General features: G+C 56.3%; 20 protein-coding genes. 4 read left to right on the forward strand and 16 right to left on the reverse strand.

Annotated elements, in window-relative coordinates:
• Window positions 1-149: 149 nt before the first annotated feature.
• The 5 genes from ACVLVH_RS19405 to cysG are packed head-to-tail and all read right to left on the reverse strand — an operon-like array spanning window position 150 to window position 4,902.
• Complete coding sequence (locus ACVLVH_RS19405) at window positions 150-470, reverse strand: DUF3561 family protein (RefSeq protein WP_176973536.1); 321 nt, start codon at window positions 468-470, stop codon at window positions 150-152.
• 55 nt (window positions 471-525) lie between these two features.
• Window positions 526-1,131: an adenylyl-sulfate kinase gene (cysC, locus tag ACVLVH_RS19410; RefSeq protein WP_008104549.1), complete on the reverse strand. Its 606-nt coding sequence runs from the start codon at window positions 1,129-1,131 to the stop codon at window positions 526-528.
• On the reverse strand, window positions 1,131-2,558 hold the full coding sequence (cysN, locus tag ACVLVH_RS19415; protein ID WP_498949964.1) for a sulfate adenylyltransferase subunit CysN: 1,428 nt from the start codon (window positions 2,556-2,558) through the stop codon (window positions 1,131-1,133). The genes cysC and cysN overlap by 1 nt, the downstream gene beginning before the upstream one ends.
• 10 nt (window positions 2,559-2,568) lie before the next feature.
• Window positions 2,569-3,477 (reverse strand): sulfate adenylyltransferase subunit CysD, encoded by a 909-nt coding sequence (cysD, locus tag ACVLVH_RS19420; protein ID WP_007893231.1) that lies wholly within the window; start codon window positions 3,475-3,477, stop codon window positions 2,569-2,571.
• Window positions 3,478-3,486: 9 nt separating this feature from the next.
• Window positions 3,487-4,902 (reverse strand): siroheme synthase CysG, encoded by a 1,416-nt coding sequence (gene cysG / locus ACVLVH_RS19425; RefSeq protein WP_101762601.1) that lies wholly within the window; start codon window positions 4,900-4,902, stop codon window positions 3,487-3,489.
• Between the two features lie 248 nt (window positions 4,903-5,150).
• On the opposite strand from cysG, the gene ACVLVH_RS19430 reads away from it, so the two are divergent.
• Both ACVLVH_RS19430 and ACVLVH_RS19435 read left to right on the forward strand, forming a co-directional pair.
• Window positions 5,151-6,173 carry an aminopeptidase gene (locus ACVLVH_RS19430; RefSeq protein ID WP_192411998.1) on the forward strand — a complete coding sequence of 341 codons (1,023 nt, stop codon included), beginning with the start codon at window positions 5,151-5,153 and terminating at the stop codon, window positions 6,171-6,173.
• Between the two features lie 9 nt (window positions 6,174-6,182).
• On the forward strand, window positions 6,183-6,467 hold the full coding sequence (locus tag ACVLVH_RS19435; RefSeq protein ID WP_110868310.1) for a YciI family protein: 285 nt from the start codon (window positions 6,183-6,185) through the stop codon (window positions 6,465-6,467).
• A gap of 261 nt (window positions 6,468-6,728) precedes the next feature.
• Here ACVLVH_RS19435 and ACVLVH_RS19440 read toward each other — a convergent pair whose 3' ends face one another.
• Genes ACVLVH_RS19440 through cysJ form a run of 3 tightly spaced genes read right to left on the reverse strand, consistent with a single transcriptional unit; the run spans window position 6,729 to window position 10,986 of the window.
• Window positions 6,729-7,463, reverse strand: a complete 735-nt coding sequence (locus ACVLVH_RS19440) for a phosphoadenylyl-sulfate reductase (RefSeq protein WP_498949965.1) — start codon at window positions 7,461-7,463, stop codon at window positions 6,729-6,731.
• Window positions 7,460-9,184 carry an assimilatory sulfite reductase (NADPH) hemoprotein subunit gene (cysI, locus tag ACVLVH_RS19445; RefSeq protein WP_498949966.1) on the reverse strand — a complete coding sequence of 575 codons (1,725 nt, stop codon included), beginning with the start codon at window positions 9,182-9,184 and terminating at the stop codon, window positions 7,460-7,462. Before cysI ends, ACVLVH_RS19440 begins: the two co-directional genes overlap by 4 nt.
• Window positions 9,184-10,986, reverse strand: coding sequence for an NADPH-dependent assimilatory sulfite reductase flavoprotein subunit (cysJ, locus tag ACVLVH_RS19450; RefSeq protein ID WP_280172011.1), 1,803 nt, complete (start codon window positions 10,984-10,986; stop codon window positions 9,184-9,186). The genes cysI and cysJ overlap by 1 nt, the downstream gene beginning before the upstream one ends.
• Before the next feature lie 297 nt (window positions 10,987-11,283).
• Here cysJ and queD point away from each other — a divergent pair, with 297 nt between their 5' ends.
• The gene (gene queD, locus ACVLVH_RS19455) at window positions 11,284-11,643 is read left to right on the forward strand and encodes a 6-carboxytetrahydropterin synthase QueD (RefSeq protein ID WP_167391191.1); all 360 of its coding nucleotides are present in this window, start codon (window positions 11,284-11,286) and stop codon (window positions 11,641-11,643) included.
• A gap of 54 nt (window positions 11,644-11,697) precedes the next feature.
• Here the strand turns inward: queD and queE are convergent, their stop codons facing one another.
• The 6 genes from queE to rlmD form a co-directional block, all read right to left on the reverse strand.
• Entirely contained in the window at window positions 11,698-12,369 is a 672-nt protein-coding gene (queE, locus tag ACVLVH_RS19460; RefSeq protein WP_110868307.1) for a 7-carboxy-7-deazaguanine synthase QueE, read from the reverse strand.
• 149 nt (window positions 12,370-12,518) lie between these two features.
• Window positions 12,519-13,817 carry a phosphopyruvate hydratase gene (gene eno / locus ACVLVH_RS19465; protein WP_101762594.1) on the reverse strand — a complete coding sequence of 433 codons (1,299 nt, stop codon included), beginning with the start codon at window positions 13,815-13,817 and terminating at the stop codon, window positions 12,519-12,521.
• A 75-nt stretch (window positions 13,818-13,892) separates the two neighbouring features.
• The gene (pyrG, locus tag ACVLVH_RS19470) at window positions 13,893-15,530 is read right to left on the reverse strand and encodes a glutamine hydrolyzing CTP synthase (protein WP_007891723.1); all 1,638 of its coding nucleotides are present in this window, start codon (window positions 15,528-15,530) and stop codon (window positions 13,893-13,895) included.
• Window positions 15,531-15,771: 241 nt separating this feature from the next.
• Window positions 15,772-16,563 (reverse strand): nucleoside triphosphate pyrophosphohydrolase, encoded by a 792-nt coding sequence (mazG, locus tag ACVLVH_RS19475; RefSeq protein ID WP_192412000.1) that lies wholly within the window; start codon window positions 16,561-16,563, stop codon window positions 15,772-15,774.
• 112 nt (window positions 16,564-16,675) lie between these two features.
• The gene (gene relA, locus ACVLVH_RS19480) at window positions 16,676-18,907 is read right to left on the reverse strand and encodes a GTP diphosphokinase (protein WP_101762592.1); all 2,232 of its coding nucleotides are present in this window, start codon (window positions 18,905-18,907) and stop codon (window positions 16,676-16,678) included.
• Window positions 18,908-18,939: 32 nt separating this feature from the next.
• Complete coding sequence (gene rlmD, locus ACVLVH_RS19485; protein WP_192412001.1) at window positions 18,940-20,256, reverse strand: 23S rRNA (uracil(1939)-C(5))-methyltransferase RlmD; 1,317 nt, start codon at window positions 20,254-20,256, stop codon at window positions 18,940-18,942.
• 90 nt (window positions 20,257-20,346) lie between these two features.
• Between rlmD and barA the strand changes: the two genes are divergently transcribed.
• Complete coding sequence (barA, locus tag ACVLVH_RS19490) at window positions 20,347-23,076, forward strand: two-component sensor histidine kinase BarA (protein WP_192412002.1); 2,730 nt, start codon at window positions 20,347-20,349, stop codon at window positions 23,074-23,076.
• Between the two features lie 145 nt (window positions 23,077-23,221).
• On the opposite strand, the gene ACVLVH_RS19495 is transcribed toward barA, so the two are convergent.
• Both ACVLVH_RS19495 and garR read right to left on the reverse strand, forming a co-directional pair.
• A complete protein-coding gene (locus tag ACVLVH_RS19495) occupies window positions 23,222-24,361 on the reverse strand; it encodes a glycerate kinase (protein WP_192412003.1) in 1,140 nt (379 codons plus the stop codon).
• 84 nt (window positions 24,362-24,445) lie between these two features.
• Entirely contained in the window at window positions 24,446-25,330 is an 885-nt protein-coding gene (garR, locus tag ACVLVH_RS19500; RefSeq protein ID WP_064738030.1) for a 2-hydroxy-3-oxopropionate reductase, read from the reverse strand.
• Between the last annotated feature and the right edge of the window lie 7 nt (window positions 25,331-25,337).

Here is a 25,337-nt window from a genome sequence, read left to right on the forward strand (position 1 = left end):
CAATCATCCCATAACTTGACGCTGGACTCCACTGCGACGGCGAAAATGCCGCGCACGGGCGTTTAGCCGTGCAAATAATGCCAGAGTGGGAGGCGAGACGGCAGGTAAAGTTTTGTAACCTGCCGATGCGTTTGCACATCAGCTGGGCGTTACCAACCGGAGAGAAATGAGAACAGCAGCCAGAACAAGCACACCACCACAATCGCCGTGGCGATCCCGCTCCAGAATAAGTGAGTGCGGATCATCAGGCTGAGCACGATACCAATCAGTACCGAAACCGGCAGCAGCGCGAGGAAGAATGGCCAGGTGTAGAGGAAGAAGAACAGCGTGTTGGAGCCGTAGAGCATGAACGGAATCGCCAGTGCGCACCAGTACGAGAGAAAGCCAAACACGCCGCCCGGCAGTGATGAGCGAGGCTCATCCGGGGTGCGTTCATCTTTACGGGCTAGCATGGGCGTTACGTTCTGCATAGAGATCCTGTTGACGCTAAGCGCGGCAAACCCAAAGGGATTTGCCGCTGTCGGTTCAGGATCTGATGATATCGCGGTGACGCAGCAGGTCTAACAATTGGCCGGCGAGTTTTGTAACCAATTGTTCGCCATCAAGGTGGATTTCCGGGGCGTCTGGCGCCTCGTAAACGCTATCGATACCGGTGAAATTACGCAGCTCACCGGCTCGGGCTTTTTTGTACAAACCTTTGGGATCGCGCGCTTCGCACACGGCCAACGGCGTATCGACAAACACTTCGATGAACTGCCCTTCAGCCAGCAGATCGCGCACCATGTTGCGTTCCGCGCGATGTGGCGAGATAAAGGCGGTCAGCACCACCAAACCGGCATCGACCATCAGTTTCGCCACTTCGCCGACGCGACGAATGTTCTCTTTACGATCGTCATCGCTGAAGCCGAGGTCACGGCACAAACCGTGACGCACGTTGTCGCCATCCAGCAGATAGGTGTTCACACCGGCCCGATGCAGCGCCTGCTCCAGCGCGCCGGCCACGGTGGATTTCCCCGAGCCGGAAAGCCCGGTGAACCACAGCACCACGCCTTGATGGCCGTGCTGCTGTTCGCGCTCCTCGCGCGTTACCGGATGATCGTGCCACACCACGTTTTCATCGTGTTGCGCCATTACTTGCCACCCAGCAGATCGCGCGCGTTCCAGTGTGGGAAGTGACGACGCACCAGCGCGTTCAGCTCCAGCTCGAAATCGCTGAACTGGCCCGCTTGCGTACGCACATCGGTCAGCGGCTGATTAATCATGCCCACGCCCACCGTCACGTTGCTCAGACGATCGATAAAGATCATGCCTCCAGTCACCGGATTCTGGCGATACGCGTCCAGCACCATCGGTTCGTCAAAGGTCAGTTCGACCAGGCCGATACCGTTAAGCGGCAGGCTTTCCACGGTGCGCTTCTCCAGCGAGTTGATCTCTACCTGATGGATCACTTTCTCGACGCGCGCGCGGGTTTTCTTACCGGCGATCTTCACTTCGTAACTTTGCCCGGGCTGCAGCGGCTGTTCCGCCATCCACACCACGTCAACGGTGGCGGATTGCACCGCTTGCAGCTCGGCTTCCGCATCCACCAGCAGATCGCCACGACTGATGTCGATCTCATCTTTCAGCACCAGCGTAATCGCTTCACCGGCACCCGCTTCAGGCAGGTCGCCATCGAAGGTGACGATGCGCGAGATGGTCGATTCCACGCCCGATGGCAGCACTTTCACGCGCTGACCGACGTTGACCACGCCCGAAGCCAGCGTACCGGCATAACCACGGAAATCGAGGTTAGGACGGTTCACATACTGCACCGGGAAACGCATTGGCTGATGATCCACCACGCGGTTCAATTCAACGGTTTCTAATACGTCGAGCAGCGTTGGGCCGCTGTACCACGGCATGGTGACGCTGGGCGTTGCCACGTTATCGCCTTCCAGCGCCGACATCGGCACAAAGCGAATATCAAGGTCTTCCGGCAGCTGCGCGGCGAAATCGAGGTAATCCTGTTTGATCTGCTCGAAGGTCTCTTGCTTGTACTCCACCAGATCCATCTTGTTGATGGCGACCACCAGATGCTTAATGCCCAGCAGCGTGGAGATAAAGCTGTGACGACGCGTCTGATCCAGCACGCCTTTACGCGCATCGATCAGCAGGATCGCCAAATCGCAGGTCGATGCACCGGTCGCCATGTTGCGGGTGTACTGCTCGTGTCCCGGCGTGTCGGCAATAATAAATTTGCGCTTCTCAGTGGAGAAATAGCGATACGCCACATCAATGGTGATGCCCTGCTCGCGCTCGGCCTGCAAGCCATCAACCAGTAACGCGAGATCCAGCTTCTCACCCTGCGTCCCGTGACGTTTGCTGTCGTTGTGCAGCGAGGAGAGCTGGTCTTCATAAATTTGACGCGTGTCGTGCAGCAGGCGACCAATCAGCGTACTTTTGCCGTCGTCGACGCTACCGCAGGTCAGGAAACGCAGCAGGCTTTTATGTTGTTGCGCGGTCAGCCAGGCTTCTACGCCGCCCTGATCGGCAATCTGTTGTGCAATAACGGTATTCATCTGCGTCTCCTTAGAAATAACCCTGACGTTTCTTCATTTCCATCGAACCGGCCTGGTCGCGGTCAATCACGCGTCCCTGGCGTTCACTGGTGGTGGAGACCAGCATCTCTTCAATAATTTCCGGCAGCGTCTGCGCCTCTGATTCCACCGCGCCGGTCAGCGGCCAGCAGCCGAGCGTACGGAAACGCACCATGCGCTGCTTGATCACTTCACCTGGCTGGAGATCGATACGGTCGTCATCGATCATCATCAGCATGCCATCACGCTCCAGCACCGGACGCGGCGCGGCGAGGTAAAGCGGCACGATCTCGATATTCTCGAGGAAGATGTACTGCCAGATATCCAGCTCGGTCCAGTTGGAGAGCGGAAACACGCGGATGCTTTCGCCTTTGTTAATCTGGCCGTTGTAGTTGTGCCACAGCTCAGGACGCTGGTTTTTCGGGTCCCAGCGGTGGAAGCGATCGCGGAAGGAGTAGATACGCTCTTTGGCGCGCGACTTCTCTTCATCACGACGTGCGCCGCCAAATGCCGCATCAAAACCGTATTTGTTCAGCGCCTGCTTCAGGCCTTCGGTTTTCATGATGTCGGTGTGCTTGGCGCTGCCGTGCACGAATGGGTTGATGCCCATCGCCACGCCTTCCGGGTTGCGATGCACCAGCAGCTCCGCGCCCATCGCTTTCACGGTGCGATCGCGGAACTCGTACATTTCACGGAATTTCCAGCCGGTATCAACATGCAGCAGCGGAAACGGCAGCGTGCCCGGATAGAAGGCTTTACGCGCCAGATGCAGCATTACCGAGGAGTCTTTACCGATGGAGTACATCATCACCGGATTGCTGAACTCGGCCGCCACCTCGCGGATGATATGGATACTCTCTGCCTCCAGCTGGCGCAGATGAGTAAGTCGATTTTGGTCCATAATTTTTCCTCAAGCCAAATTGACAACGGCGGACTCGCGAGCCCCCTGCTGTGCCGAATGTTGGAACCAGGCCAATTGCCCGTGCAAATTTACGACTTCGCCAATCACTAACAGTGCTGGCGTGGGCGCGGCCGCAGCCAGCGCCTCCAGTTGATCCAATGTGCCGGTCAGCACCTGCTGATCCTGACGCGTGCCGCGCCCAATCACCGCTACCGGCGTGGAGGCGGCGCGGCCATGTTCGATAAGCCCGGCAGCGATTTCCGCCGCTTTCACCGTGCCCATATAAATCGCTAAGGTTTGACGTGCGCGCGCCAGCGACGGCCAATCAATGCCGTCGCCATCCGCGCGACAGTGACCGGTAATAAACAGCACGCTCTGCGCGTGGTCGCGATGGGTCAGTGGAATACCGGCATAGGCGGTTGCGCCTGCTGCAGCGGTGATGCCCGGCACCACCTGGAACGGAATGCCCGCGGCCTGCGCCGCCTGCAGCTCTTCGCCACCGCGGCCAAAAATAAACGGATCGCCGCCTTTCAGGCGCACCACGCGTTTACCCTGTTGTGCCAGCGTCACCAGCATCTGATTGGTCTCTTCCTGCGGCACCGAATGCGCACCAGCGCGTTTACCGACGCAGATGCGGTCGGCATCGCGCCGCACCAGCTCAAGCACTTCGTCGCTGACCAGATGGTCATACAGCACCACATCGGCCAGCTGCATCACCTGCAAGCCACGCAACGTCAGCAAACCGCTGTCGCCTGGACCGGCGCCTACCAGCGTAATTTCGCCCTGATTGTCGCTATCGTTTTCCAGTTCGTGATCCAGCGTGCGCCGCGCTTCATGGACGTTACCCGCCGCCATCTGGCTGGCGAACAGACCGTTAAAGGCGCGCTCCCAGAAGCGACGGCGGTCAGACATGCGGTGATAGCGCTGCTTCACCTTGTCGCGCCACTGCCCGGCCACTTCCGCCATCTGCCCGAGATTGGCCGGCAGTAACGCTTCAATTTTTTCACGCAGCAGACGCGCTAACACCGGCGCGGTGCCGCTGGAGGAGATGGCCACCACCAGCGGTGAACGATCGACAATCGACGGGAAGATAAAGCTGCACTTCGGCTGATCGTCCACCACGTTCACCAGCTTGTGGCGCGCATTGGCGGCATCGAACACCTGCGCGTTAAGCGCGTTGTCATCGGTAGCGGCAATCACGAGGAACACGCCATCCAGCTGCGCCGGATCGAAGCGGTGGGCGATCCATTCAATCGCCTCAATTTCCAGCAGCGCCTGCAGCTCATGACCGAGTTCGCGCGCGGCGACCAGCACGCGCGCACCGGCACGCCGCAGCAGTTCAATTTTGCGCGCCGCGATGTCGCCACCGCCGACAACCAGCACCGGACGGCTTTTGAGATCGGCAAAGAGAGGCAGATAATCCACGTTAACCTTGCTAGTTTTACAATAAGTTAACGCGACTATACGTCCCGCCCTTCCAGCAGATGAAATTACGAATTGGAATGAGTAGTTACCGAATGGAATAACGACCCAGGATTGCTGATAACATTTTGTGCTTAACAAATGATATTGCTGGTGTTTCGGAGCAAATCAAATTGTGCAAGTGTCGTCACAGTTTCATACTAAGTCGGAATTTTTTTAGCATGACCGGATGTCAGAAAAGGACGCTAACTATGTTTGCCACTCTCCGCCGCACTGTGCTGGCTGCACTGCTCGCGGGCGGTTTGCCTTTCTTTGTTCAGGCTGCGAGCAACAGCGCGCCAGGGCATTTTGCCGAACAGCAGCTTCGCCATATCGCCACCTATTTCCCCGGCCGCATGAGCGGCAGTCCCGCCGAGTTGCTGACTGCCGATTATCTGCAGCAGCAGTTCAGTCAGCTGGGATATCAGAGTAATACCCGCCAGTTTAAAACCAGCTATAGCTGGCTGGAGAAAAAGGGCGAGAGCCGCACCCACAAAGTTACGGCCACGTCGGTGATTGCCGCGCGGGCCGGTGAAGTGCCGCAGGAGATCCTGATCGTTACGCATCTGGATACCTGGACGCCGCTCAGCCGCCACGAAGCCGATAACAATCTCGGCGGCCTGCGTTTGCAGGGCGTGGATGACAATGCCTCCGGGCTTGGCGTGATGCTGGAGCTGGCGCAGGCGCTAAGCAAAACGCCGCTGCACTACGGCGTGCGCTTTGTGGCGCTGAGCGCCGGTGAAGCGGGTTTGCACGGCATGGATGATTATCTGGCGCGTATGAGCGCGCAGGAGAAGAAGAACACGCTGCTGGTGATCGATCTGAATAGCCTGATTGTCGGTGATCATCTTTACTTTAACAGCGGCATCAATACGCCAGCGGCGGTACGCAAACAGACCAGCGCGCGTGCCGTGCAGTTGGCGCACCGTTACGGTATCTCCGCCGCCAGCCACGCGATGACCGCACGCGATTATCCTGGCGTCAATCCGTTCGACAAAGCCGGCATGCCACTGATGGATGTCACCGCCGCCAACTGGACGCTGGGCAACAAAGATGGGCAGCAGCAGCGCGCGCGTTCCAGCCACTTCCCGGAAGGCAATGTGCGCCATCAAACCGAGCGCGATAATCTCAACTACCTCGACCACTGGCTGCCTGGCCGCATCACCCAGCGCACGCGTGACAGCGTGAAGATTCTGCTGCCGCTGCTGACCGAGCTTGCTAATCCGACAACCTGAGGATTCCCTATGTACGTGGTATATCTAAACTATTTTCGTCCGGTAGAAGAAGTGGAAGCGTTACTGGAACCGCACATTAGCTGGCTGGATCGCTATTTCGCTAACGGCGTGTTTATTGCGGCGGGACGCAAAGATCCACGTACGGGCGGCGTGCTGTTGGTGAAGGATATTGATCGTGCGCGATTAGATACCATCCTGGCGGAAGATCCGTTTGTGGCGGTGGCGCATTATGAAGTGACGAAAGTGAATGTGACGCGTGCGGCGGAAGAGTTTGCGGGGTTACAGGGGGTTTGATTGTGCTGGCTGTTCCTTACTCGATTGTGCTGGCTGTCCCCCATCCCGGCCTTCCCCCGCAAGCGGGGGAAGGAGACGCTGCCACATGCAGCTTCAGAACTCACATATGGCAGCATCTTCCCCCCCCATTTATGGGGGAGGACCGAGGAGGGGGAAAGCGAGCACCAACTGGCAGCATCTTCCTCCCCCATTCATGGGGGAGGACCGAAGAGGGGGAAAGCGAGCACAAACCAAGGATGGGGGACAACCAGCACCTACCAATCAACCTTCATGCAACCCGCACTCGCGCTTCAGGCCGAAGAAGCGTGTCTCTTCCTCTGCCATGCCCGGTTCCCACTTTTTGGTGGTATGCGTATCGCCCACTGACAGATAACCTTCATCCCACAGCGGATGGTATTTCAATCCGTGTTGGGTCAGATACTGATGCACCTGACGGTTATCCCAATCAATGATCGGCAGAATCTTGAACACGCCGCGCTGCACCGCCAGCACCGGCAAACTGGCGCGACTGCCAGACTGATCGCGGCGCAGGCCAGCAAACCAGGTTTGCGCGCCCAGCGTTTCCAGCGCGCGGTTCATCGGTTCCACTTTGTTGATCTGGTTATACTGCTCAATCCCTTCGACGCCCTGCTCCCACAGTTTGCCGTAACGCGCTTCCTGCCATGCCGCTGAGGTCTCCGCACTGAAGATTTGCAGGTTGAGATTGAGCTTGTCGGTCAGCTCATCAATAAAGCGGTAAGTTTCCGGGAACAGATAACCGGTATCGGTCAGGATCACCGGAATGTCCGGCTTCTGCTGCGTCACCATATGCAGCAAAACCGCCGCCTGAATACCAAAGCTGGATGACAGCACAAATGCGCCTGGCAGCAGTTCTAATGCCCAGCCCACGCGTTGTTCAGCGGAGAGTTTCTCCAGCTGCACGTTGCTTTCCGCCAGCGCCATGATGCGGTCAACTTTTGATGAACCATTCAGTGCTGCGAGATCGAGTACCGTCATACTGCCTCCGAGTCCCAGAAATCACGGGCGGGATCAACCACGGCTTTAATAATGCCGGTGCGAATCACGAAGTCGCCGAAGCCTTCGTTGGCCTGACGCTCGGTTGCCCAGCGCGCCACCAGCTCATCAATGCTGGCGAGGATTTCACCTTCGTTGATGTTCTCGCGGTACATACGCGGAATGCGCGTACCTTCACGGTTGCCGCCAATGTGTAAGTTGTAACGGCCAGGCGCTTTGCCCACCAGACCTAACTCCGCCAGCAAAGCACGGCCACAACCATTTGGGCAACCGGTAACGCGTAACACTATGTGCTCTTCGCCGACACCATGCTTATGCATGATCTCTTCCACTTTGGTCACGAACGACGGCAGGAAGCGCTCGGCTTCGGCCATCGCCAGCGGACAGGTCGGGAACGCCACACACGCCATCGAGTTCTCACGCTGCGGCGTGACCGCTTCCATCAAACCGTGTTCACGGGCGATGGCTTCGATCTGCGCTTTTTGCTTCTCCGGCACGCCAGCCACAATCAGGTTCTGGTTAGCCGTCAGACGGAAATCGCCCTGATGGATTTTGGCAATTTCGGCGATGCCGCGTTTCAGCGGACGGCCAGGATAATCCAGCAGACGGCCGTTCTCAATGAACAGCGTCAGGTGCCATTTCTCATCGATGCCTTTCACCCAGCCAACGCGATCGCCGCGCGAGGTGAACGCATACGGACGAATCGGTTCGAAGGTCAGACCGGCACGCTTTTCCACTTCCGCTTTGAAGGTTTCAACACCGACGCGTTCCAGCGTGTATTTGGTCTTGGCATTTTTACGATCGGTACGATTCCCCCAATCGCGCTGCGTGGTGACCACCGCAGCCGCCACGTCGAGGATCTTCTCGACCGGCAGAAAGCCGAATTCGCTTGCGGTGCGCGCATAAGTCGCTTTGTTGCCGTGATCGATCGACAAGCCCCCGCCCACCAGCAGGTTAAAACCAATCAGCTTGCCCTGCTCGGCGATGGCGATGAAGTTCAGGTCATTGGCATGCAGATCGACATCGTTATGCGGCGGCACCACCACCGTGGTTTTGAATTTACGCGGCAGATAGGTTTCGCCAAGAATCGGCTCTTTATCGGTGGTGGCGACCTTCTCTTTGTCCCACCAGATTTCCGCGTAAGCGCGGGTTTGCGGTAGCAGATGCTCTGACAGCTTTTTCGCCCACTCGTACGCTTCCTGATGCAGCTCTGATTCCACCGGATTCGAGGTGCACAGCACGTTACGGTTCACGTCGTTGGCGGTCGCCAGCGCATCCAGCCCGACTTCGTGCAGCATCTGGTGCGTCGGCTTGACGTTCTTCTTCAGAATGCCGTGAAACTGGAAGGTCTGGCGGTTGGTCAACCGGATGCTGCCATAAATGGTTTTATCGGTGGCGAATTTGTCAATCGCCAGCCACTGCGTTGGCGTGATGCCGCCGCCCGGCAGACGGCAACGCAGCATCATAGCGTGACGCGGTTCGAGTTTCTGCGCTACACGCTCGGCACGAATGTCGCGGTCATCCTGCTGGTACATACCGTGGAAACGGATCAGCAGGAAGTTGTCGCCAGTGAAGCCGCCGGTCAGGCCATCGTCGAGATCGTCGAGGATGGTGCCGCGCAGGTAGTTGCTCTGTTTTTTCAGACGCTCAGCGTCGACCAGCTTGCCTTCAACGACCAGCGGTCCAGGATGTTTTTCGCTCATTAGTAAACGTCTCGCTGATAACGGCGCTCAATGCGCAGCTCACTTAAAAATTCGTCAGCCGTTTCACGATCCATGCCGCCGTGTTCGACCACCACATCCAGTAATGCCTGCTCAACGTCTTTCGCCATACGATTGGCGTCGCCGCAGACGTAAAGGTGTGCGCCTTCCTGTAACCAGCTCCACACCTCCGCACCTTTGGCGCGGATTTTATCTTGTACGTAAACCTTCTCGGCCTGATCGCGCGACCATGCCAGATCAATATGGGTCAGCAGGCCATCTTTGACATACTTCTGCCACTCCACCTGATAGAGGAAATCATCGGTGAAATGCGGGTTACCGAAGAACAGCCAGTTTTTACCGCCTGCGCCATCGTTATCGCGCTGCTGCATAAAGGCGCGGAACGGCGCGATGCCGGTGCCCGGACCAATCATGATCACTGGCGTTTCCGGGTTAGCCGGTAAACGGAAGTTATCGTTGTGCTCGATGAAGACGCGAATTTCGCCTTCTTCCTCAATACGATCCGCCAACCAGGTTGAGGCGCCGCCGCCGCGCTGACGACCGTCGATTTCAAAGCGCACCGCACCTACGGTGATGTGCACTTCGGTTTCGTTCTCCGCCTGCGATGAGGCGATGGAGTAGAGGCGCGGCGTCAGCGGACGCAGCAGGCCGGTTAATTGTTCGGCATTCAGTTCGGTCGGTGCCTGACGCACCATATCGACAATCGGGAAGCTCTGCGCATAACTCTGCAGCTTCGGCTTATCACCGGCCAGCGCCAGCAGCGCGTCATTGCGGGACAGCGTGGCATACTGTTCGACGATTTGTGGCGTGTTGACCGTCAGTTCGAAATGGGTTTTCAGCGCCTCGGCCAGCGGCAGGGTTTTGCCCTGCACGTCGACCTGCTCGTCACCTTTCAGCCACACCAGCTGCAGCAGTTCCTGCACCAGCTCGTCATCGTTTTCAAACCACACGCCGAGTGCGTCGCCCGGCTGATAGCGCAGGCCAGAATCGCCAAGGTCGATCTCAATGTGACGCACATCTTTATCCGAATCGCGTCCGGTGATCTTCTGGTTGGCCGCCAGGCTGGCCACCAGCGGCTCTTCTTTGGTGTACGGGCTGCTGTCGACCAGATTAACGCTGCCCGCCGCGGTGATGGCGGCCTGTGCTGGCGATTCGCTCGGCACACGCGCTTTCAGAATCTCGGTGATCTGCTGACGCCAGGCGTTCGCCTGCTCTTTGTATTCAACATCGGCATCCACACGATCCAGCAGACGTTCTGCACCCAGCTCAGCCAGACGTTCATCAAAGTCTTTACCGGCTTTGCTGAAAAACTCATAAGAGGTATCGCCGAGACCGAACACCGCAAACGCTGTGCCTGCGAACTTCGGCGCTTTCTTCGACAGCAGGAATTTATGCAGCGCCACGGCCTCTTCCGGCGGCTCGCCCTCGCCTTGCGTGGAAGTCACCACCACCAGCAGCTTTTCCTGACCGATCTGCTTGAATTTATAATCGCCGGCGTTAACCAGATTGACGCTCAGCTTGGCAGCCAGCAGGTCATCACGCAGTTGCTCAGCCAGGCGACGCGCGTTACCGGTCTGCGAGGCGGAGATCAGCGTAATGGTCGGGGTTTCTGTTTGCACAGGCGCTGGCGCGGCAGCCGCACCCGGCGTCTGATTGACCATGCCCCAGAAATAGCCGGAGAGCCAGGCCATCTGAGTGGTGTTGAAATCCGTGGTCGCCGCCTGTAAGCGCGCGAGTTGCTCCGGTGATAACGGAAGCAGTGAACCTGGTGCCTGAGTCGTCATTGCGTTAAAAATTCCAGTGTCAGAAGTCCGGATCAATATGTTGCGAAAGAGTGCGTAGGTTACCGGGCTGTATATTAACGATTAAATACGCCTTCGACATATTAAATAACCAAAATGACTAAGTGGTTTTTCGGGTAAAGTTAACCAGCAAAAGTGGTAAATGAAGGCGATATGATTCAATGAGTTAATTAGGCGTTTTGCTGTCGGCATGGCGCAAAATGCCCTTTTCTTTGCCAGCGGGTGCGAAAAATCTGCAATTCAGGTAGACTTCAGCGGTTTTTAAGTCTGAGAGCCATTATGTCTACCACGTTATTTAAAGAGTTCCAGTTTGAATCTGCCCACCGCTTACCTCACGTGCCGGAAGGCCATAAATGTGGGCGTTTGCACGGCCATTCATTCCTGGTTCGATTAGAAATTACCGGCGAAGTGGATGCGCATACCGGTTGGGTGATGGATTTTGCCGAACTGAAGGCGAAGTTTAAGCCGCTGTATGAACGCCTCGATCATCACTATCTGAATGACATTCCGGGTCTGGAGAATCCTACCAGTGAAGTGCTGGCGAAATGGATTTGGGATCAGATGAAGCCGATTCTGCCGGAATTGAGTGCGGTAATGATTAAAGAGACCTGCACCGCTGGCTGCGTTTATCGCGGTTGAGGTCAGTGAAGCCGTAACCGTGAGTGAGGTCGCCATGCATGGCGACCTTAGAACTCAGGCAATATTCAGGTATTTGTGCGTCTGCATCGAAAGCCGCCAGTTGCGGGCGATACAGGTTTCAATACAGAGTTTCGTTGCCGCATCACCACGGCTGATCGGTTGCAGTGCCACAATGCGCTTTTTATCGTCGTGTAATCCTGCCAGCAACGCATCTAACGCTTCCACATCACGCTCACGCGCCACCGGATGTTTAATCTCATCTGCACGCTGCAGTGCCTGCGGCAAAACATCATAGCCACCGCGCATGTTCACCTTGGGTGAAACCGTCACCCATGTTGCGTCGGAACACTGCACGTCGTGCGTGCCGCTGGTTTCGATCTGGCAGGCAAAACCCGCCGCTTCTAATTGTTCCGTCAAAGGGCGCAGATCAAAAATCGCCGGTTCGCCGCCGGTGATCACCACATGACGTGCGGTCCAGCCCTGACGTTGGATGGTGTCGATCAACATGGCCGCATCGGCGCTGCCCCACGCATCGCTTTCCACGGTTTTGACCAGAATATCACCCAGCGAGGTCTCCCGATCCGCCCGCTTTTCCCAGGTATGTTTGGTATCACACCAGCTACAGCCCACCGGACATCCTTGTAAGCGGATGAACAGCGCCGGAACACCGGTGTAAAAACCTTCGCCCTGCAGCGTCTGGAACATTTCGTTAATCGGGTAGAACATTATTTACTCACGTCTAAAATTTGAGGCGCAGATTATGGCAGATCTTATGCGCCAGGTCACAGTTGCTTCGTGCCAAATAAAAGCAAAAGCCCCGCACAAGGCGGGGCTTCATTCAGACGATGCTGCCCGCAGGCAGCATACTCAGGCGATTACGCCTGGCCTTTAACTTCTTTCAGACCGTTGAACGGTGCTTTGCTGCCCAGCGCTTCTTCGATACGAATCAGCTGGTTGTACTTAGCAACACGGTCAGAACGGCTCATAGAACCGGTTTTGATCTGGCCAGCCGCCGTACCTACCGCCAGGTCAGCGATGGTTGCATCTTCGGTTTCACCTGAACGGTGTGAAATCACCGCGGTATAACCCGCATCTTTCGCCATCTTGATTGCAGCCAGAGTTTCGGTCAGTGAACCGATCTGGTTGAATTTGATCAGGATGGAGTTAGCGATGCCTTTATCGATACCTTCTTTCAGGATCTTGGTGTTGGTTACGAACAGATCGTCACCCACCAGCTGGATTTTGTCGCCCAGCACTTTGGTCTGGTAGGCGAAACCAGTCCAGTCAGATTCATCCAGACCGTCTTCGATAGAAACGATTGGGTACTGTTTGGTCAGGTCTTCCAGGAAGTGGGTAAACTCTTCTGAAGAGAAGGCTTTGTTGCCTTCGCCAGCCAGCACATATTTGCCGTCTTTGTAGAATTCAGATGCTGCGCAGTCCATCGCCAGGGTGATGTCTTTGCCCAGTTCGTAGCCTGCTGCTTTTACCGCTTCAGCGATAACAGCCAGCGCTTCGGCGTTAGAACCCAGGTTTGGCGCGTAGCCACCTTCGTCACCAACTGCAGTGCTCATGCCTTTAGACTTCAGCACTTTCGCCAGGTGATGGAAGACTTCAGAACCCATGCGGATCGCTTCTTTCAGGGTTGGCGCGCCAACCGGCTGAATCATGAATTCCTGGATGTCGACGTTGTTGTCGGCGTGCTCACCACCGTTGATGATGTTCATCATTGGCAGCGGCATAGAGTATTTGCCTGGGGTGCCGTTCAGTTCAGCGATGTGTGCGTACAGCGGCAGGCCTTTAGAGGCAGCAGCAGCTTTAGCAGCAGCCAGTGAAACCGCCAGAATGGCGTTAGCACCGAAGTTAGATTTGTTCTCAGTACCGTCCAGCTCGATCATGATCTTATCGATGTTCGCCTGGTCTTTGGCATCTTTACCGGTTACCGCGTTAGCGATTGGACCGTTAACAGCCGCAACCGCTTTGGTTACGCCTTTGCCCAGGAAACGAGATTTGTCACCGTCACGCAGCTCCAGAGCTTCGCGAGAACCGGTTGATGCACCTGATGGCGCAGCAGCCAGACCAACGAAACCGCCTTCCAGATGCACTTCTGCTTCTACAGTTGGGTTGCCACGGGAGTCGATGATTTCGCGACCGATGACTTTTACGATTTTGGACATTCGATTTTCCTCAGTACAAGTTAGTCAATCCTAAGACAAACAACGCGCGAAAAGTTCGCGCGTTGTTCGTGAAACTTACTTCGCTAAACGCTTCTGGTGTTCCTGCGCGGCTTTCACAAAGCCAGCGAACAGCGGATGACCATCGCGTGGGGTCGACGTGAATTCCGGGTGGAACTGACAGGCAACAAACCACGGGTGGTTCGGGATCTCAATGATCTCAACCAGCTGATCGTCGCCAGAACGACCGGCAATATGCAGACCCGCCGCTTCAATCGGCTTCAGCAACATATTGTTTACTTCGTAACGATGACGGTGGCGTTCGGTAATGATTTCAGAACCGTACAACTGACGCACTTTGCTTTCCGGCGTCAACTGGCACTGCTGGCTGCCCAGACGCATGGTGCCGCCCAGATCGCTCTGCTCAGTACGCTGTTCAACGTTGCCCTCTTCGTCACGCCATTCGGTGATAAGCGCAACCACCGGATACTTACAGTCTGGCACAAATTCCGTAGAGTTCGCGCCTTCCATACCGGCAACGTTGCGGGCAAATTCCATCAGCGCAACCTGCATGCCCAGGCAAATTCCCAGGTAAGGCACGTTGTTCTCACGGGCGTATTGCGCCGTCATCATTTTGCCTTCCACACCGCGGTAGCCGAAGCCGCCAGGGATCAGAATAGCATCCAGATCTTTCAGTAATTCGACACCGCGCGTTTCAACATCCTGCGAGTCGATCAATTTGATATTCACGGTAACGCGATTTTTCAGGCCACCGTGTTTCAAGGCCTCAATCACTGACTTGTACGCATCCGGCAGTTCGACATATTTGCCGACCATACCGATGGTCACTTCGCCGCCCGGATTGGCTTCTTCGTAAATAACCTGTTCCCATTCGGCCAGGTTCGCTTCCGGCGCGTTCAGATTGAAACGCTTGCAGATGTAATCATCCAGACCTTGCGATTTCAGCATGCCTGGAATCTTGTAGATGGAATCCACATCTTTCAGGGAAATAACCGCTTTTTCTGGCACGTTACAGAACAGCGCGATTTTAGCGCGTTCGTTCGCTGGCACCGCGCGGTCAGAACGGCAGATCAGCACGTCTGGCTGAATCCCGATCGACAGCAGCTCTTTCACTGAATGCTGGGTTGGCTTGGTTTTCACTTCGCCTGCGGCCGCCATATATGGCACCAGCGTCAGGTGCATGTACATGGTGTGTTCACGACCGACATCGACCGCCATCTGGCGAATCGCTTCGAGGAACGGCAGGGATTCGATATCACCCACGGTACCACCGATCTCGACCAGAACCACGTCATGACCTTCGCCGCCTTCAATAATGCGTTCTTTGATGGCGTTGGTGATGTGTGGAATAACCTGAATCGTGGCGCCCAGATAGTCACCGCGACGCTCTTTGCGCAGCACTTCTGAGTAGATACGACCGGTAGTAAAGTTGTTACGGCGCGACATTTTGGTGCGGATGAAGCGCTCGTAGTGACCTAAATCCAGATCGGTTTCGGCCCCATCATCGGTAACAAATACTTCACCGTGCTGCGTTGGGCTCATGGTACCCGGATCGACGTTGATGTACGGATCGAGTTTCATGATGGTCACATTAAGACCACGTGCTTCAAGGATGGCTGCGAGGGAGGCTGCGGCAATGCCTTTGCCCAGAGAGGAAACAACCCCGCCGGTCACAAAAATATAATTCGTTGTCATGCTGAACCTGAGAGTTTAGGTTTAAAGACGGTGGAATAACCAAGACGGGAAAATAGTATACTTGAAGTCGTCTTAAGCCACAATTGATGAATCACACCATCGTCCTCCACAGGTAAGCCGGTAACATAGCGGATAGCATGGTGCGAAATGTTGATGTACGTCACAAAGTCGCCGCAAGGCTGAATCGAGTAAGCTCAAGCGGCGAATTTATGCGCAGCGCTGGAATAATCGCCAGATTCGCTTACTGTTTGTTCTCGCTCACTTTCACCTGCTGCCAGGCGGCTTCCATTTGGTCCAGGGTCGCATCGCTCATGGCTAACCCTTGTGAGGCGATGATGGCTTCAACTTCACGGAAGCGGCGCTCAAATTTATCATTGGCTTTCTGCAATGCGATTTCCGCTTTGCTGCCTAGATGGCGCGACAAATTGACGGTCGCGAACAGCAAATCACCGATTTCCTCTTCCAGCCTGGCGTTATCCACCACCGCTTGCTGCGCTTCGTGCATCACCTCATCGATCTCTTCATGCACTTTATCCAGCACCGGGCCGAGATTGTTCCAGTCGAAGCCCACCGAGCTGCAACGCTTCTGAATTTTGTGCGCGCGCATCAATGCCGGCAGCGCTTTAGGAATGTCGTCCAGCGCCGAGTGCTGCGATTTTTCTGCGCGTTCGCTGTGCTTGATGGCTTCCCAGTTTTTCAGCACTTCTTCGCTGGTTGCAGCCTGAACATCGCCAAAAATGTGCGGATGACGACGCTCAAGTTTGTCGCTGATGGCGTTACAGATGTCATCGAAATTAAAGCGCTGCTGCTCATCGGCCATCTGCGCGTAGAACACCACCTGAAACAGCAGATCGCCAAGTTCACCGCGCAGATCGGCAAAATCTTCACGCTGGATGGCATCGATCACTTCGTAGGTTTCTTCCAGCGTATAAGGCGCGATCGAGGTGAAGGTTTGCTGACGATCCCACGGGCAGCCGCGCTCCGGGTCGCGCAAGGTTTGCATGATGGTGAGCAGGCGATTTAAGGGCGTCATGAAAGGATCCTTTGGGAAAATTTTGGGAGAGACTGCGCCGGTTACACATACGGCAGCGTCTCCTTCCCCCGCGAACGGGGGAAGGTCGGGATGGGGGACAAACGGCTCTGAATCAATGCAAACGGCGCGCGTCGATAATATCCGGCACCTGATTAAGGCGCGCCAGCACGCGGCCAAGCACTTGCTGGTTATAGATCTCAATATCCATATCAATGGTCGCCAGCTGCTTTTTGGTGTCACTGCGGCTGGAGACGCCGAGCACATTGACCTTCTCGTTAGCCAGAATGGTGGTGATATCGCGTAGCAGGCCGCTACGATCGTTGGCGGTAACGCGTACCACCAGCGAATAACCGCTGGAGTAATCCTCGCCCCACACCGCATCAACGATACGTTCCGGTGCGTGCGAAATCAGCTCGGTTAACTGGTCGCAGTCGGCGCGGTGAATCGAGATGCCGCGCCCCTGGGTGATAAAGCCCACGATATCGTCGCCTGGAATTGGCTGGCAGCAGCGGGCGATGTGGTGCAGCAGATTGCCCACGCCTTCCACCACCACGCGACCGCTCTCTTTACGCGCGGACGGCGCATGTGACTTCTGCGTCAGCAGGCGCAGCGCCTCGCGATCTTCCTCTTCGGCGCTCGGCTTGTTGAGCTTGCCCTGCAGGAAATTCACCATCTGATTGAGGCGAATATCGCCGCCGCCAATCATCGCCAGCAGCTCATCCTGCGAACTGACGTTATAGCGCGGCAGCAGCAGTTTTTCCGCTTCGCGCATGCTGATATCCATCTGATTTAGCTCGCTTTCGAGGATCTGACGGCCAGCAATGATATTTTTGTCACGATCCTGTTTGCGGAACCAAGCGTGAATTTTCGAGCGTCCGCGGCTGGTGGTGATATAGCCGAGGTTCGGGTTCAGCCAGTCGCGGCTTGGGTTTGGCTGTTTCTGGGTGATCACTTCAATCTGATCGCCCATCTGCAACTGATAGGTAAACGGCACGATGCGCCCGCTGATTTTGGCGCCAATGCAGCGGTGGCCGATATCGCTGTGAATATGGTAGGCGAAGTCGAGCGGCGTTGATCCCGCCGGCAGATCGACCACGTCACCTTTCGGGGTAAACACATACACGCGGTCGTCGAATACCTGGCTGCGCACCTCTTCCAGCATCTCGCCGGAATCAGCCATCTCTTCCTGCCAGCTAATCAGCTTACGCAGCCAGGCGATGCGCCCTTCATGTCCTGCCGCGCCGCGCGCGTTGCTGGAGGTTGGACCTTCTTTGTACTTCCAGTGTGCGGCGACGCCCAGCTCGGCATCTTCATGCATCTGGCGCGTACGAATCTGGATTTCCACCGTTTTGCCCTGCGGACCCAGCACCACGGTATGAATCGATTGATAGCCGTTAGGCTTGGGGTTGGCAACGTAGTCGTCAAACTCACTCGGCAGATGGCGAAACAGCGTATGCACCGTACCAAGCGCGCCGTAGCAATCCTGCAGCCGTTCCGCCACGATACGCACCGCGCGCACGTCAAACAGCTCATCGAACGCTAACGACTTCTTCTGCATCTTGCGCCAGATGCTGTAGATGTGTTTCGGACGGCCATACACTTCAGCACGCACGCCCTCTTTCTGCATCTCGGCGCGCAGATTGGCAACGAAGCTTTCAATATAGCCTTCGCGGTCAATACGGCGTTCATGCAGCAGCTTAGCAATGCGTTTGTATTCATCGGGATGCAGATAGCGGAAGCAGTAATCTTCCAGCTCCCATTTGAGCTGGCCGATACCCAAGCGGTTGGCCAGCGGCGCGTAGATATTGGTGCTCTCTTTCGCCGCGAGCACGCGCTCATCTTCTGGCGCGTCTTTCATTTCACGCAGATGGGCGATACGTTCTGCCAGCTTGATGACCACGCAGCGGAAATCTTCCACCATCGCCAGCAGCATGCGGCGCACGTTATCCACCTGCTCGGAGGCCATCGAATCGTTGTGAATCGCTTTCAGCTGGCGAATAGCATCCATGTCGCGCACGCCGTGCACCAACATCACAATCTCTTTGCCAAAGGCTTTTTCGAGATCCTCTTCGCTCACCACATCGGCGTTGGCGAGCGGGAACAGCAGCGCCGCGCGCAGGCTGTCAATGTCCATGCTGAGCATGGTGAGAATTTCCACCATCTCAATACCGCGCCACAGCAGCAGAGCTTGATCAGGATGGTTGTGCGTTTCGGCTTCACAGTAGCGCCACGCATCCGCCAGTCGCTGACAGGATTGCGGATTGTTGATACTCAAACTGGCGATCCACTGGTCGAGGGCAAATTCGCCCGCCGTATTTAAATGCGCACTTCTAACCGCAACCATATCCTCTCCTGCCACAGCGATGTGGACATCGCTTATGCTTTGCTAAACAGCACCATGGATTCGAGATGACTGGTATGGGGGAACATATCCAGCATCGCGACCCTTTCCAAATGGTAGCCCGCTGACAGCAATGTCTGACTGTCACGCGCCAGCGTTGTAGGGTTACAGGAAACATAGACCACACGTTGCGGCGCAAGTTTAACCACATGCGCCATTACGCCCGCGGCCCCAGCACGCGCTGGATCCAGTAACACCTTGTTAAATCCCTGCGTCGCCCACGGCTGACGCGATACATCTTCCTCCAGGTTATGCTGGAAAAAGCGAACATTCTTGAGATTAGTCTGCTCAGCATTATACGCTGCCTGCTGCACTAATGCTGCAACGCCCTCCACACCTACAACATTTTGTACGAACTTTCCTAATGGCAAGGTAAAGTTTCCCATGCCGCAGAACAAATCCAGCACACGATCCTCTGGCTGCAAATCCAGCCATTCAATGGCTTTGGCGACCATCTGCTGATTCACACCATCGTTGACCTGAATAAAATTCTGCGGGCTAAAGGATAGCGGCAAATTCAACGAGTGATAAAAAGGTTCGCGCGCATTCAGCGCCTGCAAACTTTCACTGCCATCAGCCAGATAGAGCGACAGTTGCTGCTCATGCGAAAAGCGTTCCAGTTTTGCGCGGTCGCCGGCAGATAATGCATCAAGATGACGCAGCACCATCAGCGGGCCATTATCCGCCAGCACCAATTCTACGTGGCCTAACCGTTTAACTGCCTGTAAATCGCTGAGGCACTGGTGCAGCGGCTGCAGCAACGCTTCAAGTTCGGGCACCAAAACCGGGCATTGCTTCAGTTCAACCAGATCGTTGCTGGCGGCCTGGCGGAACCCCATTTGCAGACGCTGCTGTTTTGGCTGCCACTGCAATCCTAAACGCGCCCGGCGACGATAACCCCACGCGCTGCCGCTGATGATCTCATCGACCTTCACCGGCAGCGGCGCTTCGCGGCTTAACATGCGGCTCAAGGCGCGCGCTTTACTCTCCTGCTGCAAAGCCACCGAGGCATGTTGCTGCTGGCAGCCGCCGCACACGCCAAAATGGACGCAGCGCGGTGTTTCCCGCTGTGGGCTGGGATTAATGATCTTGTTGGCTTTGGCGCGTGCGTATTTGCTTTTATCCTCGAACACCGTCACTTCCGCCTGTTCACCGGGCAGCGCACCGCTAACAAACATCGCCTTGCCTTTATGGCGCGCAACACCTTGTCCGAAAGGATCGAGGTCTTCAATGGTGACGGATATGTGAGCCTTCGTCGTCACACGCTGTTTTGCGGAGTAAAATTGCGCCATAGTATTGTGAAATCTCTACGTTAATTGGGTGTGCAGCCATTAACCGTGCTCGCACAGGGAAAAAATGCCAGGAGTCGCTAGGCCACAATTATGACCAAATACAGCCTGCGGGCGCGAATGATGATTCTGATACTGGCGCCAACGCTAATGATTGGTCTGCTGCTCAGTACCTTCTTTGTGGTGCACCGCTACAATGAATTACAGCATCAGGTGCACGATGCGGGAGCGAACATCATCGAACCGCTGGCGGTCTCCAGTGAATACGGCATGACGTGGCACAACCGCGATGCGATTCGCGAGTTAGTTAGTCTGCTGCATCGCCGCCACTCCGATATTGTCCGTGCCATCACCATTTTCGACAACAACAATCACGTCTACGTCACCTCGAATAACAATCAGAATCTGGCGCTGCTGCAAAAAGAGGACATCTCCACGCTGGAAGATGGCGTCTCGGTGGAGCGGCAAGGCACAATTATGATTCTGCGCACGCCGATTATCTCTGAACGCTATTCGGTGGATGAGCTGCCGGGCGAAGATGCCAAACCAGCCGGGAATCCGCTGGGTTATGTGGCGATCGAACTGGATCTGCAATCGGTGCGGCTGGAGCAGTACAAAGAAGTATTTGTCGCCACGCTGCTGCTGCTGTTCTGCCTGTGTATCGCCATGCTGTTTGCCTATCGCCTGATGCGCGACGTCACCGGCCCAATTCGCAATATGGTTACCACCGTGGACCGCATTCGTCGTGGCCAGCTGGACAGCCGCGTCGATGGCTACATGCTGGGCGAGCTGAGCATTCTGAAAAACGGCATCAACGCCATGGCAATGTCGCTCACCGCCTATCACGAAGAGATGCAGCAGAACATCGATCAGGCGACTTACGATCTGCGTGAAACGCTGGAGCAGCTGGAGATTCAGAACGTCGAGCTGGATCTGGCGAAGAAGCGCGCGCAGGAAGCGGCGCGCATCAAATCGGAATTCCTCGCCAACATGTCGCATGAGCTGCGTACGCCGCTGAACGGCGTAATTGGCTTTACCCGTCAGATGCTAAAAACCGGGCTGAGCACCAATCAACGCGACTACATGAGCACCATCGAGCGTTCGGCGAATAACCTGCTGAGCATCATTAATGACGTGCTCGATTTCTCGAAACTGGAAGCCGGCAAGCTGGTGCTGGAGTCGATCCCGTTCCCGCTGCGCGCCACGCTGGATGAAACGCTGGTGCTGCTGGCGCCATCTGCCCATGACAAAGGGCTGGAAATTACCGTGTGCCTGGAAAAACAGGTGCCGGATAATGTGATTGGCGATCCGCTGCGCCTGCAGCAGATCATGATTAACCTGATTGGTAACGCGATCAAGTTCACCGAGCACGGTCATATCGATTTGCGCGTTGAGCTGCGCAGCATCAACACTACGCGCGTCGAGCTGGAGATTCAGGTGCATGACACCGGCATCGGTATCTCTGAACAGCAGCAGTCGCAGCTATTCCAGGCGTTTCGTCAGGCCGATGCCAGCATTACGCGCCGTCATGGCGGCACCGGTTTAGGGTTGGTGATTACGCAGAAACTGGTGAGCGAAATGGGCGGCGAAATTGCCTTCCACAGCCGTCCGAATCAGGGTTCAACCTTCTGGGTGCATATTCATCTCGATCTCAATCCCAATGCGCCAGCCATTCCGCGCATGTTGGACGATTTGCGCGCCACACCGCTGGCGTATATCGAGCCACATCCAGCGGTGGCGAAAGCGGTGCAGGAGATGCTAAGCATCACGCCGCTGCAGGTGCAGCACTTCTCCAGCCTGGAAGAGATGCCCGAGACGCACTTCCCGCTGCTGCTGATGGGTTTGCCGGTCACCGAGCCGCATCCTGCGACGTTGCCGGATGCATTGATTAAACGTCTGCATGCGCGTGCCGACTCGGTGCTGCTGGCGCTGCCGAGTGAAATGATGCTGTTTGCCGATGACTTACGGGCGCGCGGCATTGCCGGGTGTATCGCCAAACCGGTTTCGTTGACGCGCTTGCTGCCGATGCTGCTGGACTTACATGACTGGCAAAGCGATGCGCTGCCGCGCGGCGCACGTCAGCCGCTGACGGTAATGGCGGTGGATGACAATCCCGCCAACCTGAAACTGATTGGCGCACTGCTGGAGGAGCAGGTGCAGCACATCATTCTGTGTGATAACGCCGAGCAGGCGATTCGTCAGGCGCGCCTGCACAAGCTGGACGTGATTCTAATGGACATTCAGATGCCGGATATCGATGGCATCCGCGCTAGCGAAATCATCCGCAGCCTGCCGCTGCACGCCACCACACCGATTGTCGCCGTTACTGCGCATGCGCTGGATGGCGAACGTGCGCAGCTCATCAACGCTGGCATGAATGACTATCTGGCGAAGCCGATTGATGAGGATAAACTCAGCCAACTGCTGCAGCGTTACGCGCCGAACCGGGTCATGCCACTGCCGCAACAGCCGCACGTGGCGCCGTCGCTGGACTGGACGCTGGCGCTACGTCAGGCCGCCAATAAACCCGATTTAGCCCGCGATTTGCTGCAAATGCTGCTCGATTTCCTGCCGGAAGTGGAAGAGCGCGTAGAGAGTGCAATGGCGAGTAATGATGTGGTGGGATTGCGCGAGATTATCCACAAGCTGCACGGCAGCGCCAGCTACAGCGGCGTGCCGCGCCTGAAGCAGCTGTGTCAGCAGCTGGAGAAGAGTTTGCATCAGGAGAGCGATATCGACGCGCTGGAGCCGGAGCTGCTGGAGTTGAGCGATGAGATGGCGAACGTGGCGCGTGAAGCGAGGAAGTTATTGGCGTTGGGTTAGTGCGGTGCGGTTTTCCCCTCACCCCAGCCCTCTCCCGCAAGCGGGCGAGGGAGTTGCCCTGAGCATGCTGAAGTTACGTGCAAACTTATTCCATCTCTCCGATCGGTTCCCTCCCCCTCTGGGAGAGGATTAGGGTGAGGGAAAACTATCTCCCTTTCCCCAGCTTTATCACCGCCGCCACATTGCGCGCCGTCAGGCGCACGTTCTGCGCCGCGTTGGCCAGCGCGTCATCCAATGAGCAGATGCTAAACAGCACGCTGAACACCGCATCCAGCCCATGTTGGTGCACCACGCCGACATCCGCGGTTAAACTTCCGGCAATGCCAATCACCGGTTTATCAAACTGCTTCGCGACCTTTGCCACACCAATCGGCACCTTGCCGTTAATGCTTTGACTATCAATGCGCCCTTCGCCGGTAATCACCAGATCGGCATCTTTCACCTGCTCGGCCAGGCCCAAGGCTTCAGTGACAATCTCAATGCCGCTGCGTAACTCGGCCTGACAAAACGCATGCAGCGCCGCGCCCATGCCGCCCGCCGCGCCGCCGCCATCAATGTGTAAAACATCAATATCCAGATCGCGATGAATCAGGGTGGCGTAATGTTCCAGTGCTTTGTCCAGCTGCTGCACCAGTTCCGGCGTCGCACCTTTCTGCGGACCGAAGATCGCCGAAGCGCCCTTATCACCGGTGAGCGGATTGCTGACATCGCAGGCGACTTCAAAGCGACACTGCTTAATACGCGCATCCAGCTGTTCGATATCGATGCGCGCCAGCTGCGGTAATGCGCCGCCGCCATAGGCGATTTGCTTGCCGTGCTCATCCAGCAGTTGTGCGCCCAGCGCTTGCATCATGCCGGAACCGCCATCATTGGTGGCGCTGCCGCCAATGCCGATAATGAAGTGATCGACACCGCGATCGAGCGCATCTTTGATCAGCTCGCCGGTGCCGAACGAGGTGGTAATCAGCGGATCGCGCTGTGCCGCGGGCACTAACTCCAGCCCGCTGGCTGCCGCCATTTCGATAAATGCGGTACGCTCATCACCTGACAAACCGTAGAACGCCTCCACTGGCTTGCCGAGCGGTCCAGTAACCGTCAGCCGGACAATGTTTCCCTGCGTTGCCGCCACCATCGCTTCAACCGTGCCTTCACCACCGTCGGCAACCGGTATTTTCACGTACTCAGCTTCGGGAAAGATCTCGCGGAATCCCGCTTCAATCGCCGAAGCCACTTCCAGGGCGGATAAACTCTCTTTATATGAATCCGGTGCGATGACAATTTTCATAGGCAATCCAGCGCGGTTGATGACGGACATCCGTCCTGCGAAGGCAGCGAGCCGCCCGACATCCGTAGACGCCGGACGATTGCACTACCGGGTGATCTCAACTTTCGCTAATTTTTCATAATAGCAGGCTAGCGCGCTATGGTCGGAAGTGCCCTGTCCATCCACTTTCAGCGCCTGCATCATCTCCATCACTGCGGCAGTCAGCGGCAGATGCGCACCGATCTCGTGCGAGGTATCCAGCGCATTGGCCAGATCTTTGATATGCAGATCGATGCGGAAGCCCGGTTTGAAGTTACGATCCAGCACCATCGGCGCTTTGGCATCCAGCACGGTGCTGCCTGCCAGACCACCACGAATCGCCTGATAAACCAGCTCAGGATTAACGCCCGCTTTGGTCGCCAGCGACAGCGCTTCTGACATCGCCGCGATGTTAAGCGCCACGATCACCTGATTTGCCAGCTTAGTCACATTCCCCGCACCAATGTCACCGGTGTGGACCACTGAACCCGCCATCGCTTTCATGATGTCGTAGCACTGATCAAACACCGCCTTATCGCCGCCCACCATCACCGACAGCGTGCCTTCAATCGCTTTCGGCTCGCCGCCGCTGACTGGCGCATCGAGCATTTTGATGCCTTTCGCCGCCAGCGCATCATGCACTTCGCGGCTGGCCAACGGCGCAATGGAACTCATGTCGATAACGATCAGGCCCGGCTTCGCGCCTTCGATGATGCCGTTAGCACCGAGGCAAACCTCTTTAACCTGTGGCGAGTTCGGTACCATGGTGATCAACACATCCACCTGTTCAGCCACCTCTTTTGGCGTCTTGGCTACGGTGGCGCCCAGCTCCACCAACTCTGCTTCGTTACTAACATTATGGTCGCGCACCACCAGCGAATAACCGGCTTTCACCAGGTTTTTACTCATCGGTTTGCCCATGATGCCGAGGCCGATAAATCCAATTTTCATTGCCTTT

Source organism: Kluyvera sp. 1366, assembly GCF_054823405.1.

Excerpts from the sequence above, each read along its gene's own strand:
- cysD (WP_007893231.1), bottom strand. The coding sequence starts at position 3,477 with ATGGACCAAAATCGACTTACTCATCTGCGCCAGCTGGAGGCAGAGAGT.
- barA (WP_192412002.1), top strand. The coding sequence starts at position 20,347 with ATGACCAAATACAGCCTGCGGGCGCGAATGATGATTCTGATACTGGCG.
- rlmD (WP_192412001.1), bottom strand. The coding sequence starts at position 20,256 with ATGGCGCAATTTTACTCCGCAAAACAGCGTGTGACGACGAAGGCTCAC.
- ACVLVH_RS19430 (WP_192411998.1), top strand. The coding sequence starts at position 5,151 with ATGTTTGCCACTCTCCGCCGCACTGTGCTGGCTGCACTGCTCGCGGGC.
- eno (WP_101762594.1), bottom strand. The coding sequence starts at position 13,817 with ATGTCCAAAATCGTAAAAGTCATCGGTCGCGAAATCATCGACTCCCGT.
- mazG (WP_192412000.1), bottom strand. The coding sequence starts at position 16,563 with ATGACGCCCTTAAATCGCCTGCTCACCATCATGCAAACCTTGCGCGAC.
- queE (WP_110868307.1), bottom strand. The coding sequence starts at position 12,369 with ATGTTCTACCCGATTAACGAAATGTTCCAGACGCTGCAGGGCGAAGGT.
- ACVLVH_RS19405 (WP_176973536.1), bottom strand. The coding sequence starts at position 470 with ATGCAGAACGTAACGCCCATGCTAGCCCGTAAAGATGAACGCACCCCG.
- ACVLVH_RS19440 (WP_498949965.1), bottom strand. The coding sequence starts at position 7,463 with ATGACGGTACTCGATCTCGCAGCACTGAATGGTTCATCAAAAGTTGAC.
- cysC (WP_008104549.1), bottom strand. The coding sequence starts at position 1,131 with ATGGCGCAACACGATGAAAACGTGGTGTGGCACGATCATCCGGTAACG.
- relA (WP_101762592.1), bottom strand. The coding sequence starts at position 18,907 with ATGGTTGCGGTTAGAAGTGCGCATTTAAATACGGCGGGCGAATTTGCC.
- cysJ (WP_280172011.1), bottom strand. The coding sequence starts at position 10,986 with ATGACGACTCAGGCACCAGGTTCACTGCTTCCGTTATCACCGGAGCAA.
- ACVLVH_RS19435 (WP_110868310.1), top strand. The coding sequence starts at position 6,183 with ATGTACGTGGTATATCTAAACTATTTTCGTCCGGTAGAAGAAGTGGAA.
- cysI (WP_498949966.1), bottom strand. The coding sequence starts at position 9,184 with ATGAGCGAAAAACATCCTGGACCGCTGGTCGTTGAAGGCAAGCTGGTC.
- pyrG (WP_007891723.1), bottom strand. The coding sequence starts at position 15,530 with ATGACAACGAATTATATTTTTGTGACCGGCGGGGTTGTTTCCTCTCTG.
- queD (WP_167391191.1), top strand. The coding sequence starts at position 11,284 with ATGTCTACCACGTTATTTAAAGAGTTCCAGTTTGAATCTGCCCACCGC.
- ACVLVH_RS19495 (WP_192412003.1), bottom strand. The coding sequence starts at position 24,361 with ATGAAAATTGTCATCGCACCGGATTCATATAAAGAGAGTTTATCCGCC.
- garR (WP_064738030.1), bottom strand. The coding sequence starts at position 25,330 with ATGAAAATTGGATTTATCGGCCTCGGCATCATGGGCAAACCGATGAGT.
- cysN (WP_498949964.1), bottom strand. The coding sequence starts at position 2,558 with ATGAATACCGTTATTGCACAACAGATTGCCGATCAGGGCGGCGTAGAA.